General features: G+C 56.9%; 14 protein-coding genes. 12 read left to right on the top strand and 2 right to left on the bottom strand.

Features of this window, described 5'->3' with window-relative positions:
* Position 1 precedes the first annotated feature (1 nt).
* The 6 genes from livF (at position 2) to ugpQ (ending at position 5,983) form a co-directional block, all read left to right on the top strand.
* Entirely contained in the window at positions 2 to 715 is a 714-nt protein-coding gene (gene livF, locus ABEH87_RS12930) for a high-affinity branched-chain amino acid ABC transporter ATP-binding protein LivF (RefSeq protein WP_346576785.1), read from the top strand.
* Positions 716 to 1,005: 290 nt separating this feature from the next.
* On the top strand, positions 1,006 to 2,322 hold the full coding sequence (gene ugpB / locus ABEH87_RS12925) for a sn-glycerol-3-phosphate ABC transporter substrate-binding protein UgpB (RefSeq protein WP_346576784.1): 1,317 nt from the start codon (positions 1,006 to 1,008) through the stop codon (positions 2,320 to 2,322).
* A gap of 117 nt (positions 2,323 to 2,439) precedes the next feature.
* Positions 2,440 to 3,327, top strand: a complete 888-nt coding sequence (gene ugpA, locus ABEH87_RS12920) for a sn-glycerol-3-phosphate ABC transporter permease UgpA (RefSeq protein WP_346576783.1) — start codon at positions 2,440 to 2,442, stop codon at positions 3,325 to 3,327.
* On the top strand, positions 3,324 to 4,169 hold the full coding sequence (gene ugpE, locus ABEH87_RS12915; protein ID WP_346576782.1) for a sn-glycerol-3-phosphate ABC transporter permease UgpE: 846 nt from the start codon (positions 3,324 to 3,326) through the stop codon (positions 4,167 to 4,169). The genes ugpA and ugpE overlap by 4 nt, the downstream gene beginning before the upstream one ends.
* Positions 4,170 to 4,172: 3 nt before the next feature.
* On the top strand, positions 4,173 to 5,243 hold the full coding sequence (locus ABEH87_RS12910; RefSeq protein ID WP_346576781.1) for a sn-glycerol-3-phosphate import ATP-binding protein UgpC: 1,071 nt from the start codon (positions 4,173 to 4,175) through the stop codon (positions 5,241 to 5,243).
* The gene (gene ugpQ / locus ABEH87_RS12905; RefSeq protein ID WP_346576780.1) at positions 5,243 to 5,983 is read left to right on the top strand and encodes a glycerophosphodiester phosphodiesterase; all 741 of its coding nucleotides are present in this window, start codon (positions 5,243 to 5,245) and stop codon (positions 5,981 to 5,983) included. Before ABEH87_RS12910 ends, ugpQ begins: the two co-directional genes overlap by 1 nt.
* Before the next feature lie 37 nt (positions 5,984 to 6,020).
* Here ugpQ and ABEH87_RS12900 read toward each other — a convergent pair whose 3' ends face one another.
* A complete protein-coding gene (locus ABEH87_RS12900; RefSeq protein WP_346576779.1) occupies positions 6,021 to 6,332 on the bottom strand; it encodes a DUF2756 domain-containing protein in 312 nt (103 codons plus the stop codon).
* 155 nt (positions 6,333 to 6,487) lie between these two features.
* Between ABEH87_RS12900 and ggt the strand changes: the two genes are divergently transcribed.
* Both ggt and ABEH87_RS12890 read left to right on the top strand, forming a co-directional pair.
* Positions 6,488 to 8,236, top strand: coding sequence for a gamma-glutamyltransferase (ggt, locus tag ABEH87_RS12895; protein ID WP_346576778.1), 1,749 nt, complete (start codon positions 6,488 to 6,490; stop codon positions 8,234 to 8,236).
* A gap of 240 nt (positions 8,237 to 8,476) precedes the next feature.
* The gene (locus ABEH87_RS12890) at positions 8,477 to 9,658 is read left to right on the top strand and encodes an aspartyl protease family protein (RefSeq protein ID WP_346576777.1); all 1,182 of its coding nucleotides are present in this window, start codon (positions 8,477 to 8,479) and stop codon (positions 9,656 to 9,658) included.
* 5 nt (positions 9,659 to 9,663) lie between these two features.
* Here ABEH87_RS12890 and ABEH87_RS12885 read toward each other — a convergent pair whose 3' ends face one another.
* The gene (locus ABEH87_RS12885) at positions 9,664 to 10,158 is read right to left on the bottom strand and encodes a GNAT family N-acetyltransferase (protein WP_346576776.1); all 495 of its coding nucleotides are present in this window, start codon (positions 10,156 to 10,158) and stop codon (positions 9,664 to 9,666) included.
* 450 nt (positions 10,159 to 10,608) lie between these two features.
* On the opposite strand from ABEH87_RS12885, the gene ABEH87_RS12880 reads away from it, so the two are divergent.
* The 4 genes from ABEH87_RS12880 (at position 10,609) to gntU (ending at position 14,518) form a co-directional block, all read left to right on the top strand.
* Positions 10,609 to 11,304: a pirin family protein gene (locus ABEH87_RS12880; protein WP_346576775.1), complete on the top strand. Its 696-nt coding sequence runs from the start codon at positions 10,609 to 10,611 to the stop codon at positions 11,302 to 11,304.
* Between the two features lie 107 nt (positions 11,305 to 11,411).
* A complete protein-coding gene (gene gntR / locus ABEH87_RS12875; protein WP_346576774.1) occupies positions 11,412 to 12,407 on the top strand; it encodes a gluconate operon transcriptional repressor GntR in 996 nt (331 codons plus the stop codon).
* Positions 12,408 to 12,631: 224 nt separating this feature from the next.
* Positions 12,632 to 13,171, top strand: coding sequence for a gluconokinase (gene gntK / locus ABEH87_RS12870; protein WP_346576773.1), 540 nt, complete (start codon positions 12,632 to 12,634; stop codon positions 13,169 to 13,171).
* Between the two features lie 6 nt (positions 13,172 to 13,177).
* Complete coding sequence (gene gntU / locus ABEH87_RS12865) at positions 13,178 to 14,518, top strand: gluconate transporter (RefSeq protein ID WP_346576772.1); 1,341 nt, start codon at positions 13,178 to 13,180, stop codon at positions 14,516 to 14,518.
* The last annotated feature ends 51 nt before the right edge of the window (positions 14,519 to 14,569 follow it).

Here is a 14,569-nt window from a genome sequence, read left to right as displayed (position 1 = left end):
CATGAGTCAGGCAATGCTTTCCCTGAATAACATCAGCGCGCACTACGGTAAAATCCAGGCGCTGCACAACGTCAGTCTGCATATTAATCAGGGCGAAATTGTCACCCTGATCGGCGCGAACGGCGCGGGTAAAACCACTATTCTCGGCACGCTGTGCGGTGAGCCGCGAGCCACCGAAGGGTCGGTCACCTTCGACGGTAAAGACATTACCGACTGGCAGACGGCGCGCATCATGCGTGAGGCGATTGCGATAGTGCCGGAAGGCCGTCGCGTATTCTCGCGTATGACGGTGGACGAAAACCTGGCAATGGGCGGCTTCTTTGCCGAGCGTCAGCAGTATCAGCAGCGCATTAAGCGCGTGTATGAGCTGTTCCCGCGTCTGTACGAGCGCCGGGTCCAGCGTGCCGGCACCATGTCGGGCGGTGAGCAGCAGATGCTGGCCATTGGTCGTGCGCTGATGAGCCAGCCACGTATGCTGCTGCTCGATGAGCCGTCGCTCGGCCTGGCGCCGATTATTATCCAGCAGATCTTCGACACCATCGAGCAGCTGCGTCAGGAAGGCATGACGATTTTCCTTGTCGAGCAGAATGCCAATCAGGCGCTGAAGCTGGCCGATCGTGGCTATGTGCTCGAAAATGGTCACGTCGTGCTGGAAGACACCGGCGATGCGCTGTTAGCTAATGAAGCCGTCAGAAGCGCCTATCTGGGCGGATGATGCCCCCCGTAGGGGCCGACCATTTTTTCCGGTCGGCCCTTTGGGACGGTCATTTTTCCGGTCGGCCCTTTGGGACGGTCATTTTTTCCGGTCGGCCCTTTGGGACGGTCATTTTTTCCGGTCGGCCCGTGCCAATGATCTCCACGATCTAACCGACGTATACCGTCACCTTGCTGTCACCTCGTAGTCATAAACCTGTTATTTTTCTGTCATTTTCGCGTGTCATGTTACCTCCCGAATAAAAGAATGCGCGATATCGCGCTTTACAATACCGGGCACAGGAAACCGACATGTCATCATTCGCATTTCGTCACACCGCAATAAGCGTGGTACTGGGACTGACCTTCAGCGCCAGTGCGCTGGCCGCCACCGAGATCCCGTTCTGGCACTCAATGGAAGGTGCGCTGGGTGAAGAAGTTAACTCGCTGGCAACCCGCTTCAACGCTGAAAACCCTGACTATAAGATCGTACCGACCTACAAAGGTAACTACGAGCAGAGTATGTCAGCCGGTATCGCAGCAATCCGTTCTGGCAAAGCGCCAGCGATTTTGCAGGTGTACGAAGTGGGTACGGCGACCATGATGTCGTCGAAAGCGATTGTTCCGGTGAACGAAGTGTTTAAGAACGCGGGCATCGCGATGGATCCTAAGCAGTTTGTCCCGGCCGTCGCGGGCTACTACAGCGATGCGAAAGGTCAGCTGATCTCCCAGCCGTTTAACAGCTCCACCCCGGTGCTGTACTACAACAAAGACGCCTTCAAAAAAGCCGGTCTTGACCCTGAGCAGCCACCAAAAACCTGGCAGGACCTGGCGACATACTCCGCCGCCCTACGTAAAGCGGGCATGACCTGTGGTTACGCCAGCGGCTGGCAGGGCTGGATCCAGATTGAGAACTTCAGCGCCTGGCACGGTCTGCCTGTTGCGACGAAAAACAACGGTTTCGACGGCACCGATGCGGTACTGGAGTTCAACAAACCGGTACAGGTTCGCCACATCGCCCTGCTGGAAGAGATGAACAAGAAGGGTGATTTCACCTACTTCGGCCGTAAAGATGAGTCTACCGCCAAGTTCTACAACGGCGACTGCGCCATCACCACCGCATCTTCCGGCTCACTGGCCGATATCCGCAGCCATGCCAAATTCAACTATGGCGTGGGCATGATGCCATACGATGCCACCGTGCCGAATGCACCACAGAACGCCATTATCGGCGGTGCCAGCCTGTGGGTGATGAAGAACAAAGACGCAGAGACCTACAAAGGCGTGGCCAAATTCATGCAGTTCCTGGCCAAACCAGAAATTGCCGCCGAATGGCACCAGAAAACCGGCTACCTGCCGATTACTACCGCCGCCTATGAGCTGACCAAACAGCAGGGCTTCTACGATAAGAACCCAGGGGCTGATATTGCTACCCGTCAGATGCTGAACAAGGACCCGCTGCCGTACACCAAAGGGATGCGTCTGGGCAATATGCCGCAGATCCGTACCGTGGTGGATGAAGAGCTGGAAAGCGTCTGGACCGGCAAGAAAACCCCGCAGGCGGCTCTGGATAGCGCCGTTGAGCGTGGTAATCAGCTGCTGCGTCGCTTCGAACAACAAACCCGGTAAGAGTGATCGGGTGGGTCTTTGACCCCCTGACGTAGGGGCGGATCAACGATCCGCCCGCCAGGGCCGGCCAGAACAACGGCTGGCCCCTACAACGTTTTTTGCACGAGATAAACCGCTATGTCCCAACCCCGTCCCGTCTTTCGCGCCAAAGCGCTGCCCTATCTGCTGGTGCTGCCTCAGCTGTTGATCACCATCATTTTTTTCCTCTGGCCAGCCGGTGAAGCCCTGTGGTACTCGGTACAAAACGTCGATCCTTTCGGCATCTCCAGCACCTTTGTCGGGCTGGAAAACTTTATCCGCCTGTTTAGTGACCGCTACTACCTGGACTCTTTCTGGACCACGATGGTCTTCAGCGGTCTGGTGACCGTGATCGGCCTGGTGGTGTCCCTGCTGTTTGCCGCGCTGGTGGACTATGTGCTGCGCCTGAAACGTTTTTATCAGACGCTGATGTTGCTGCCTTATGCGGTGGCTCCTGCGGTGGCGGCGGTACTGTGGATGTTTCTGTTCAGTCCGGGCCTCGGCCTGATTACCCATTTCCTGGGGCTGATGGGGTACAGCTGGAATCACGCACAAAACAGCGGTCAGGCGATGTTCCTGGTGGTTCTGGCCTCTATCTGGCAGCAGATGAGCTACAACTTCCTGTTCTTCTTCGCCGCCTTGCAGTCGATTCCTAAATCGCTGGTGGAAGCCGCCGCGATAGACGGAGCCGGGCCGGTGCGCCGCTTCTTCAGCCTGTCGCTGCCGCTGATTGCCCCCGTTGGCTTCTTCCTGGTGGTGGTCAACCTGGTGTATGCCTTCTTCGACACCTTCCCGGTGATCGATGCCGCTACGGGCGGTGGGCCGGTGCAGGCGACGACCACGCTGATTTATAAAATTTATCGCGAAGGCTTTGCTGGTCTGGACCTCTCCTCGTCGTCGGCGCAGTCCGTCGTGCTGATGGTGCTGGTCATTATTCTGACGGTGATTCAGTTTCGCTATGTCGAGAAGAAGGTGCGCTACCAATGATCGAAAACCGACGCGGGCTGGACATTTTCAGCCATACCCTGCTGGGCCTCGGGATCATCACCGTCCTGTTCCCGCTGTACGTGGCGTTTATTGCCGCCACCCTCAGTACGGAGCAGGTGTTCCAGGTGCCGATGCCGCTGATCCCCGGCAGCCACCTGTGGGAGAACATCTCCAGCATCTGGACCCACGGTGTCGGGCAAAACAGCGCCCCCTTCAGCACCATGCTGATGAACAGCCTGATTATGGCGCTGGCGATCACCACCGGAAAAATCACCGTTTCCATGCTGTCGGCCTTTGCGCTGGTGTGGTTCCGTTTCCCGCTGCGTAACCTGTTCTTCTGGATGATCTTTATCACTCTGATGCTGCCGGTTGAAGTGCGTATTTTTCCGACGGTCGATGTAATTGCCGACCTCAATATGCTCGACAGCTACAGCGGATTAACCCTGCCGCTGATGGCCTCTGCCACGGCGACCTTCCTGTTCCGCCAGTTCTTTATGACGCTGCCGGACGAGCTGATGGAAGCGGCGCGGATTGATGGTGCCAGCCCGATGCGCTTCTTCTGGGACATCGTGCTGCCGCTGTCGAAGACCAATCTGGCGGCGCTGTTCGTGATCACCTTTATCTATGGCTGGAACCAGTACATGTGGCCGCTGCTGATTGTCAGCGACAGCAAGCTGGGCACGGCCGTCGCGGGCATCCGCAGCATGATCGCTACCGGCGATGCGGCAACCCAATGGAATCTGGTGATGGCGGCGATGATCCTCACGCTGATCCCACCGGTCGTAATTGTTTTAGTGATGCAGCGCGCCTTTGTGCGTGGTCTGGTTGAGAGTGAGAAATAAACTATGGCAGGCGTAAGACTTCAGGCCGTCACCAAATCCTATGATGGCAAGAACCAGATTATCCAGCCGCTGGATGTATCGATCCGCGATGGCGAGTTTATGGTGATGGTGGGGCCAAGTGGCTGTGGTAAATCAACGCTGCTGCGGATGGTGGCCGGGCTGGAACGCGTGACCAGCGGTGATATTTATATCGATACGCGCCGCGTCACGGAAGAGGAGCCGAAAGATCGCGGCATCGCGATGGTGTTCCAGAACTACGCGCTCTACCCGCACATGAGCGTGGAAGAGAATATGGCCTGGGGCCTGAAAATTCGCGGTATGGGTAAAGAACAGATCCGTCAGCGCGTGCAGGAAGCGGCGCGCAGTCTGGAGCTGGAAGCGCTGCTGCAACGCCGGCCGCGTGAGTTGTCCGGCGGCCAGCGTCAGCGCGTGGCCATGGGACGCGCCATCGTGCGTGAACCGGCGGTGTTTCTGTTTGATGAACCGCTGTCGAACCTCGATGCGCGCCTGCGCGTGCAGATGCGCCTTGAGCTTCAGCAGCTGCACCGCCGTCTTAATACCACCAGTCTGTATGTGACGCACGATCAGGTAGAGGCGATGACGCTGGCGCAGCGCGTGATGGTGATGAATAAAGGCATCCTGGAACAGCTGGGCACGCCGGTGGAGATCTATGAACGCCCCGCCACGCGCTTCGTGGCCAGCTTTATCGGCTCCCCCGCCATGAACCTGCTGGAAGGGCAGATGAACGCTGACGGCTCGCGTTTCAGCCTGAGTGACAGCATGGCGCTGCCGCTCAGCGTGGCGAAAGCAAAATGGGCCGATCGGACATTGACGATGGGGATCCGCCCGGAGCATATTGAGCTGTCGTCTGAGCGCGAGGGGGGCATCCCGCTGGTAGTGGATATGCTGGAAATGCTGGGGGCGGATAACCTCGCCCACGGCCGCTGGGGCAAGAATAAAATGGTGGTACGTCTGCCGCACTCGGTGCGCCCTGAGATGGGCAGCACGCTGTGGTTACAGATGCCTGCGCAGACGCTACACTTCTTTGATAGTCACGGACAACGGATCGAATAATGACTCACACCTGGCCATACCCGCCGATTGTCGCCCATCGTGGCGGCGGTAAACTGGCGCCGGAAAATACGCTGGCGGCCATCGATATCGGTGCGCAGCTGGGGCACCGGATGATTGAGTTTGACGCCAAGCTGTCGCAGGATGGCGAAATCTTCCTGCTGCACGATGATACCCTTGACCGCACCAGCAATGGCTGGGGCATGGCGGGGGAGCTGCCGTGGGAAAAGCTGGCTCAGCTTGATGCGGGCGGCTGGTTCAGCCATGCGTTCAGTGACGAACGCCTGCCGCTGCTGGCCGAGGTGGCGGCGCGCTGTCAGCAGCATCAGATGATGGCAAATATCGAAATCAAACCGACGCCGGGGCTGGAAGTGGAAACCGGGCGGCTGGTGGCGCAGGCGGCCCGCGTGATGTGGGAAAACCAGACGCAACCGCTGCTCTCGTCATTCTCTTACCGTGCGCTGGAAGCCGCGCAGCAGGCCGCACCAGAGCTGCCGCGTGGTTTGCTGCTCGACAGCTGGGATGAGAACTGGCAGGCGATGACGCAGGCGCTGGACTGCGCGTCGATTCATCTGAATCACAAGCTGCTGGATCAGGCGCGCGTCGCGCTGCTGAAACAGGCGGGGCTGCGTATCCTGGTGTATACCGTGAACAAACCTGAGCGGGCGCGTGAGCTGTTACAGTGGGGCGTGGATGCCATCTGTACCGACCGTATTGACATCATTGGGCCGGATTTTTGCTGATGTTACCATCGGGTCGGGCGTGCCCGACCCGGCGGATTCACTCACCGGCGGGACTCACCCCGCCAGAAGGCTGGTTTGATTTGATCTGACCGTCTTTGGTGCGCTGGGCCGCACTGTCGCGCTGCTCCTGCAATTTACGCTGCAAATCCTGCTGCTGACGCTGCTGATCCTGCTGTAACTTCATCTTCTGCTGCGACTGCTGGTTCTGCATGTTCTGCTGCAGGCGCTGTGTGCTGGGGTTATAACCCGGCTGCTGTGGGTTATTATTATTGCTGTTATTGTTCAGCATATTTGCCATACCGGTTAACGGCAGTAGTGTGGCAAAAACAACTAACCATTTCATTCTCATTTAACATCCTCCGTGTTCCTGCCATAAGTCTATGACACCTGTCATGCTTCTTCGCCAGGAGTGCTCCTGATTTGCGTTAATGTTCGCCTTTCCGCCGTTTTTGTGCATATTTATCAAGGGCAAACACAATGTAAATATAATTAAAGGATGTAACAATGATGACACAAGTTACGTTGAAACGCCTGTCGTGGTCGCTGTTAGCCGGTTTACTGGTGTGGCAGGGAGCGAATGCGGCCCCTGCGGCACCGCCCGTTTCTTATGGGGTAGGGGCGGACACTTTCCATCCGGTAAAGGCGCAGCACGGGATGGTTTCTTCCGTGGATGCGACGGCCACCGCCGTCGGGGTGAAAATCCTTGAGCAGGGGGGGAACGCGGTGGATGCGGCGGTCGCCGTCGGTTATGCGCTGGCCGTCACGCACCCGCAGGCGGGGAATCTTGGCGGCGGCGGCTTTATGCTGCTGCGCACCGCCTCCGGGAACACCACCTCGATTGATTTCCGCGAGATGGCTCCGGTACAGGCCAGCCGCGATATGTTCCTGGATGCCGCGGGCAACGCCGACAGTAAAAAATCACTGACCTCGCACCTGGCGTCCGGCATTCCCGGCACCGTGGCGGGTTTTGCCCTGGCCCAGAAGAAATACGGCACGCTGCCGCTCAGCACGCTGATCAAACCGGCGCTGGAGCTGGCCCGCAAAGGGATTGTGGTTAACGAGTCGCTGGCCGACGACCTGAATGTGTATGGCAGGGAAGTGCTGCTGGCGCATCCGAACAGTAAAGCCATCTTCTTTAAAGCCGACGGCAAACCCTACCTGAAAGGAGAGAAGCTGGTACAGCGCGATCTGGCGCGCACGCTTGAACTGATTGCGCAGCAGGGGCCGGATGCCTTCTACACAGGCAAAATCGCCGATGAGATCGCGGGTGAGATGCAACAGCACGGCGGCCTGATAAGCAAAGCCGATCTGGCAAACTACCGGGCGATTGAGCGCAAGCCGATCGGCGGCACCTATCGCGGCTATGAAGTCTTCTCCATGCCGCCCCCGTCTTCCGGCGGTATCCACATTGTGCAGATCCTCAATATCCTGGAAAACTTTGATCTGGCGAAGATGGGCTTCGGCAGCGCCGATGCCATTCAGGTGATGGCGGAAGCGGAAAAATATGCGTATGCCGACCGTTCTGAGTATCTCGGCGATCCGGAGTTCGTCAAGGTGCCGTGGCAGGCGCTGACCAGTAAAGCTTATGCGAAATCGCTGGCTGAGCAGATTGATCTGGCCAAAGCGCGGCCTTCTGCCGAAATCAAACCGGGCAAGCTGGCACCGTATGAAAGTAACCAGACCACGCACTTCTCGGTAGTGGACAAAGACGGTAACGCGGTTGCGGTGACCTATACGCTGAACACCACCTTCGGCAGCGGGATTGTGGCGGGCAATAGCGGCATCCTGATGAATAACGAAATGGATGACTTCTCGGCCAAGCCGGGTACGCCAAACTTCTTCGGTCTGGTGGGCGGTGAAGCCAATGCGATACAGCCTTACAAGCGCCCGCTGTCGTCCATGTCACCGACCATTATTGCCAAAGATGGCAAAACCTGGCTGGTTACCGGCAGTCCTGGCGGAAGTCGTATTATCACCACGGTGCTGCAAATGGTGGTGAACAGCATCGATTTCAGGATGAACGTGGCGGAGGCGACAAACGCACCCCGCTTCCATCATCAGTGGCTGCCTGACCAGCTACGCGTTGAAAAAGGCTTCAGCCCTGACACGCTGAAACTGCTGAGTGACAAGGGGCAGAATGTGAAGGTAATGTCTGCCATGGGCAGTACGCAGAGCATTGTGCTGGGGCCGGACGGCATGCTTTACGGCGCGTCCGATCCGCGCACCGTTGATGATTTAACGGCCGGATATTAAGGTAGCGGGCCGCCCCTGCCTTCAGGGGCGGCCGTGCAAGGGGGGCATGATGCTGGCGCGTCTGTTAACTTTTTTCCCCGCCACCAACGAAAAGTTCCCGCCGGGACCCTTTAGCGGTATATCGCTGTTATTAGCACGTTTATCCTCCGTTTTTCCTGCTTTTTAACGTATATTCCCGCCATGTTAAGCGCCATATCGTCTGCGCGATGGCAACCCGGATGTGGTATCACAAGGAATGTTATGAAGCTCTCAGCGATAGTTTTTTCCGCTGTCGTTACGTTAATCGTTGCGGCACCCCCCGCGTGGTCTGACCGCGCCCCCTCTCCCGGATCCGCGCCGCTGTTAACGGTGACCGTCAGACCCGACGCTTTAATTATACCGGTGACGATTCACGGCAGGGTTTATCACTTTCTGCTGGATACCGGTATGGCCACGCTGGTGATTGATAATCCGCTGGCACATGAGCTCACGCGCAAAGCATCCCCGGAGCAGATATCGCCGCTGTATCAGCAGATACTCTCTGCCGGTCTGCGCACGGCCGGTGGTGCGCTGGACCAGAAAGATCTTCAGGTCTGGCAGCCGCTGGCCATTGCTATCGGTGACGTGGTATTACCGGCTACGACGCCCTGGCTGGGGGCCGATCTCAGCGCTCTGACCCAGGCGACCGGCGTGACCATTGACGGTATTGTCGGGAGGGATATTTTTCGTCAGTTCACCTGGCAGGTCGACAACCAGACGCATCAGCTTACCGTCTGGCCGCAGGTGCCGGGCGCGCTTGATTATCCCTACTGTGAGCCTTACCTTGACGGGAATGATGCAGGGCCCCGGCTGACGCTGGACTACCATCATCGTCCGGTCACGATGCAGGTCAATACCGGTGTTGATTACAGCTACATCAGTGCCGAAATGATCAATGTCAGTCGTGAACAACCTGAAAGTGCCGTGCTGACGAGTGTCGATCAGCCGGTGCTGGGTATCGGCGGGGAAGAGGTAAGCGATGGTTACTCGCTGAGTGGACTGTCATTTAACCAGATACCGCTCGGAAAATTGCTGGCTCGCGAGAGTAAGCACGGTGCCTTTGGTCTGGGAATGAACTTTCTGGCGCGTTTTGACCGTTACCTGTTCATACCCGGAGAGATGCAGTTTTGCTACAGTGAACAGCACTTCACCCGGGATGAACCGGCCCCGCTGCGCCTGCTGGCGGTCCGCTATTACGCGAAACACGTCGAACTGTTTTCAAACCCCCCGGCCGCATTACTTCCCTTCGGGCTGCAAAACGGAGACGCACTGCTTGAGGTCAACGGCAGCCAGGTCCAGCCTGAAGAAATTCATCGTATCCGTAGCGCGCTGGCTGATACGCCGGCAGGGCAGTTGACGCTCAAAATTGAGCGTCGGGGAAAAATTAAAACCTTGCACATCTGAAGCGATCAGGGGCGAAAACGCGCCATGTAGAGTGCATCAACCTGCTTTCCGTTGCGCATCGCATAGCGGTGGGCGCGGCCTTCGGTGGTAAAACCAAACTGTTCATAGAGGCCGATGGCAACCAGATTGTCGGCAAACACCGTCAGCTCTATCCGGTCCACGCTCAGCCAGTTATCACATAAATCGATCAGGCTGTGCATCATGGCCTTTGCGACACCCCGTCCGCGATAGTGTGTGCTGACGACGATGCCAAAAGTGGCAGTATGGCGGCGGCGCAGTCGGCTGTTAACCTCTACGGTGATCTCGCCGGCGATGTCATCACCCACGCAGGCAACCAGGATTTGCAGGCCTTCGCGCTGGGTGCTGAGAGAATCCTGCCATAACCGCAGAGAGGCGTGAGGAATACGTAGCGTATCGGCATAAACGTCCGGCTGACAAAATATCTGGTGCAGGGCTTCTGCGTCCTCTTTCAGTGCATGTCGGATGACAATTTCACTCATTCTCTCTCTCCGTGTTTGTAGAATTCCTCTTTAAAATCAGGGTTTTTCACGCTGATATCAAGCAAAAAATAATCAGAAAATCACTTTACAATTGCGAATGATAATGATTATTATTGTCATGCGTTTTCAGGAAGGCCTCTGGCGTACCCTGAAAAAGCACGACATTGCTCACATTGCTTCAGTATTTCTTAGCCAGCTCGGGTGCTGGCTTTTTTTTTGCCTGTTATTCCACAAAAAAGCTCAGAAAGTCCTTTGTTTTATGACTAACAATGAATCACTGTGATGATTCATCAATAACGGCAGCCATCCATTCGGTTTTTTAATCAACAGACGCGCTGAATTACTGCTGAACATCACTTCGAATTTTTTGAACAGAGAAGACAATTTTCTCCGCTATCATCCACAGTGCTATAAGTCCAGACTGTGTGAAAACGTTTAGGAGAATTGAATATGATTTACTTACGCAAAGCACAAGAACGCGGTCATGCTAACCATGGCTGGCTGGACAGCTACCACACCTTTTCTTTCGCCGATTACTACGACGCCAATTTCATGGGCTTCTCGGCGCTGCGGGTAATTAACGAAGATGTGATCGATGGCGGTCAGGGGTTTGGTACACATCCCCACAAGGATATGGAAATCCTGACCTATGTATTGTCCGGTACGGTTGAACACCAGGACAGCATGGGCAACAAGGAGCAGATCCCGGCGGGTGAGTTCCAGATTATGAGCGCCGGGACCGGCGTGCGTCACTCTGAATACAATGCCAGCAAAGACGTCCCGCTGCATCTGTATCAGATCTGGATTATTCCGGAAAAAACTGGCATCGAACCGCGCTACGCACAGCGCCGCTTTGACGATGTGCAGGGTCGCCAGCTGGTGCTGTCACCGGATGCCCGCGACGGTTCACTGAAGGTGTTCCAGGATATGACGCTGTCACGCTGGGCGCTGAAAGCAGACGAGCAGGGGAGCGTGGATATCGAAGACGGTCGCCGCATCTGGATCCAGGTGGTGAAGGGGGATGTCACCGTTAACGGCGAAGCGGCAACCACCTCTGATGCCTTTGCTATCTGGGATGAAAAATCCCTGGCTATCACCGCCAGCAGCGATGCTGAAATCCTGCTGTTCGACCTGCCAGCGGTCTGATAACAACCTGTGTCACACTTTAAGGGGCGAGATAATCGCCCCTTTGTCGTTTTTGCCCCCACTTTTGTTACACTCAGCTTAATTTCGTCCTCAATAGCTGAAGTCCAATGAAGAAAAAAAGACCGGTACTACAGGATGTTGCCGATCGCGTAGGCATCACCAAAATGACCGTCAGCCGCTATCTGCGCAATCCCGCTCAGGTTTCTGCCGCGCTGCAGGGCAAGATTGCCGCTGCGCTGGATGAGCTGGGTTATATCCCCAATCGCGCTCCCGATATGCTGTCCAATGCGACCAGCCGGGCGATTGGCGTCCTGCTGCCCTCGCTGACTAACCAGGTGTTCGCCGATGTGCTGCGCGGTATTGAGGCGGTGACGGATGCCGCAGGCTATCAGACGCTGGTCGGGCACTTCGGTTACAGTGCGGAAAAAGAAGAGTTACAGCTGCGATCGCTGCTTGGCTGGAATATCGACGGGCTGATCCTCACCGAACGCAACCATACCGCCGCCAGCCTGCGCATGATTGAAACGGCGGGTATTCCGGTGATTGAGATGATGGACTGTGTTTCACCGTGCCTCGATATGGCCGTGGGCTTTGATAACGTCGAAGCCGCGCGCCAGATGACCCACGCCATCCTGCAAAAAGGCCACCGTCATACGGTGTACCTTGGCGCGCGCCTCGATGAACGCACCCTGCAAAAAGAGCGTGGCTATCGTCTGGCGATGCAGGAAGCAGGGCTGGAACCCCGGTCTGTCATGATGGAGGAAGCGTCGTCATTTTCTGCCGGAGCCATGCTGATGTGTGAAGCGCAGAAACGCTATCCGATGGCCGACAGCCTGTTCTGTACCAACGATGACCTGGCGGTGGGTGCGATGTTTGAGTGCCAGCGCCAGGGGTTGCAGGTGCCAAAGCAGATGGCGATTGCCGGTTTTCACGGTCACGATATTGCTCACGTGGTGAACCCACCTCTGGCGACGGTGCAAACGCCGCGCGAGCGCATGGGCTATGAGTCGGCCACGCTGCTGCTGGCGCGCATTCGCGGCGACGCTGTTGACCCGTCACCGATCGATGTTGGTTTTACCATTTCACCGGGGGGCAGTATTTAATCCCCTCTCACGTCATTCGGGTCGGCCTTGTCCGGCCCGTGCGGATTTTTTATCGAATTGTCCCTTTGTGCCCCTTCTGTCTGAATCTGTCGTTTTTTTGACGTCCCTCACATTTACCAGCTTTTTCCGCCATGGCTGTTGCCATAATCACTACACATCCAGACAATGTTACCGATAACAAAAAAGCCCGATACACCTGCACACTCTCTAGCGGAGCCTTAATAATGACGACTCAATCAACGCCTAATCACGTCTTTGTACTGATGGGTGTATCCGGTAGCGGTAAGTCCGCCGTTGCCAATGCCGTGGCGCATCAGCTGAAGGCCGCGTTCCTCGACGGTGACTTCCTGCATCCGCGTGCCAATATCGAAAAAATGTCGCAGGGCCATCCACTGAATGACGATGACCGTCGTCCGTGGCTGGAAGCGATCAACGATGCGGCCTTTGCCATGCAGCGCACCAACGATGTGTCGCTGATTGTCTGCTCGGCGCTGAAGAAGAGTTATCGCGATATTCTGCGCAAGGGGAATAACAATCTCTCCTTTGTCTACCTGAAGGGTGACTTCGATACCATTGAGTCGCGCCTGCGCGCGCGCAAAGGCCACTTCTTCAAACCGCAGATGCTGGTCACCCAGTTTGCCACGCTGGAAGAGCCAGGCAGCGACGAGAAAGATGTGCTGGTGGTGGATATTAATCAGTCGCTTGATGAGGTTGTTGCGGCAACCCTCAAATCCATTGATGGTGCGGCAGAAAAAACTAAGTAGGGTGTGATGAGTACTGCAACACTGGTGTTAACGGCAGCGGGCTCGGTTTTGCTGCTGCTGTTTTTAGTCATGAAGGCGCGAATGCACGCTTTCGTGGCGCTGATGTTAGTCTCCATCGGCGCAGGTCTGTTCTCCGGGATGCCGCTGGATAAAATTGCCACGACGATGGAAAAGGGCATGGGCGGCACCCTGGGTTTCCTCGCGATTGTCGTCGCGCTGGGCGCGATGTTCGGGAAAATCCTGCATGAAACCGGGGCGGTCGACCAGATTGCCATCCGCATGCTGAAAACCTTTGGCGAAAGCCGCGCCCATTATGCGATGGGCATTGCCGGGCTGATTTGTGCCCTGCCGTTGTTTTTCGAAGTGGCGGTGGTGCTGCTGATCAGCATTGCGTTTGCCGTAGCGCGCCGCACCGGCGATAACCTGGTGAAGCTGGTGATCCCACTGTTTGCCGGGGTAGCGGCGGCGGCGGCGTTCCTGCTGCCGGGGCCCGCTCCGATGCTGCTGGCGTCGCAGATGCATGCCGATTTTGGCTGGATGATCCTGCTGGGACTGTGCGCGGCCATTCCGGGGATGCTGATTGCCGGGCCGCTGTTTGGCCGCTTTATCAGCCAGCACGTGACCTTTGGCGTTCCGGCGGAAGGTGATCATCCGGAGTTTGATGAGAGCAAGCTGCCCTCCTTTGGCTTCAGCCTGTCGCTGATCCTGTTCCCGCTGCTGCTGGTCGGGCTGAAAACGGTCGGCGCACGTTTCACCGCGCCGGGTTCCACCCTGTACGAGTGGCTGGAATTTATCGGCCATCCGTTTACCGCCATCCTGCTGGCCTGTCTGGTGGCGATTTATGGCCTGGCGTATCGTCAGGGAATGGACAAAGAGCGTGTGATGGAGATCTGCGGTGCTGCACTGCAGCCCGCCGGGATTATCCTGCTGGTCATTGGTGCCGGTGGCGTGTTCAAACAGGTGCTGGTGGATTCGGGCGTTGGCCCGGCGCTGGGCAATGCGTTAACCGGTGCCGGTCTGCCGGTCGCGCTCGCCTGCTTCGTGCTGGCCGGGGCGGTGCGTATTATTCAGGGCTCGGCCACCGTTGCCTGCCTGACCGCCGTCGGTCTGATTATGCCGGTGATTGAACCCCTGCATTATTCCGGGGCACAAATGGCGGCCCTGTCGATCTGTATCGCCGGTGGCTCGATTATCTGTAGCCACGTCAACGACGCCGGTTTCTGGCTGTTTGGCCGCTTTACCGGTGCCACGGAAGGGCAGACGCTGAAAACCTGGACGCTGATGGAAACCATTCTCGGCACGGTCGGTGCCATTGTCGGCATGATTGCCTTTGAATTGTTGTCGTAATTGATGTTGCGGGCCGACCGGAAAAAAGGGTCGGCCCCTGCAGAACCCCGT

Origin of the sequence: Erwinia sp. Eh17-17, from assembly GCF_039675725.1 — a bacterium.
Classification (GTDB): Bacteria; Pseudomonadota; Gammaproteobacteria; order Enterobacterales; family Enterobacteriaceae; genus Erwinia.
This window is presented reverse-complemented; position numbering and strand designations above follow the sequence as displayed.

Bases quoted from the DNA above. Each gene is read 5' to 3' on its own strand.
- livF (WP_346576785.1), top strand. From the start codon at position 2: ATGAGTCAGGCAATGCTTTCCCTGAATAACATCAGCGCGCACTACGGT.
- ugpB (WP_346576784.1), top strand. From the start codon at position 1,006: ATGTCATCATTCGCATTTCGTCACACCGCAATAAGCGTGGTACTGGGA.
- ugpA (WP_346576783.1), top strand. From the start codon at position 2,440: ATGTCCCAACCCCGTCCCGTCTTTCGCGCCAAAGCGCTGCCCTATCTG.
- ugpE (WP_346576782.1), top strand. From the start codon at position 3,324: ATGATCGAAAACCGACGCGGGCTGGACATTTTCAGCCATACCCTGCTG.
- ABEH87_RS12910 (WP_346576781.1), top strand. From the start codon at position 4,173: ATGGCAGGCGTAAGACTTCAGGCCGTCACCAAATCCTATGATGGCAAG.
- ugpQ (WP_346576780.1), top strand. From the start codon at position 5,243: ATGACTCACACCTGGCCATACCCGCCGATTGTCGCCCATCGTGGCGGC.
- ABEH87_RS12900 (WP_346576779.1), bottom strand. From the start codon at position 6,332: ATGAGAATGAAATGGTTAGTTGTTTTTGCCACACTACTGCCGTTAACC.
- ggt (WP_346576778.1), top strand. From the start codon at position 6,488: ATGATGACACAAGTTACGTTGAAACGCCTGTCGTGGTCGCTGTTAGCC.
- ABEH87_RS12890 (WP_346576777.1), top strand. From the start codon at position 8,477: ATGAAGCTCTCAGCGATAGTTTTTTCCGCTGTCGTTACGTTAATCGTT.
- ABEH87_RS12885 (WP_346576776.1), bottom strand. From the start codon at position 10,158: ATGAGTGAAATTGTCATCCGACATGCACTGAAAGAGGACGCAGAAGCC.
- ABEH87_RS12880 (WP_346576775.1), top strand. From the start codon at position 10,609: ATGATTTACTTACGCAAAGCACAAGAACGCGGTCATGCTAACCATGGC.
- gntR (WP_346576774.1), top strand. From the start codon at position 11,412: ATGAAGAAAAAAAGACCGGTACTACAGGATGTTGCCGATCGCGTAGGC.
- gntK (WP_346576773.1), top strand. From the start codon at position 12,632: ATGACGACTCAATCAACGCCTAATCACGTCTTTGTACTGATGGGTGTA.
- gntU (WP_346576772.1), top strand. From the start codon at position 13,178: ATGAGTACTGCAACACTGGTGTTAACGGCAGCGGGCTCGGTTTTGCTG.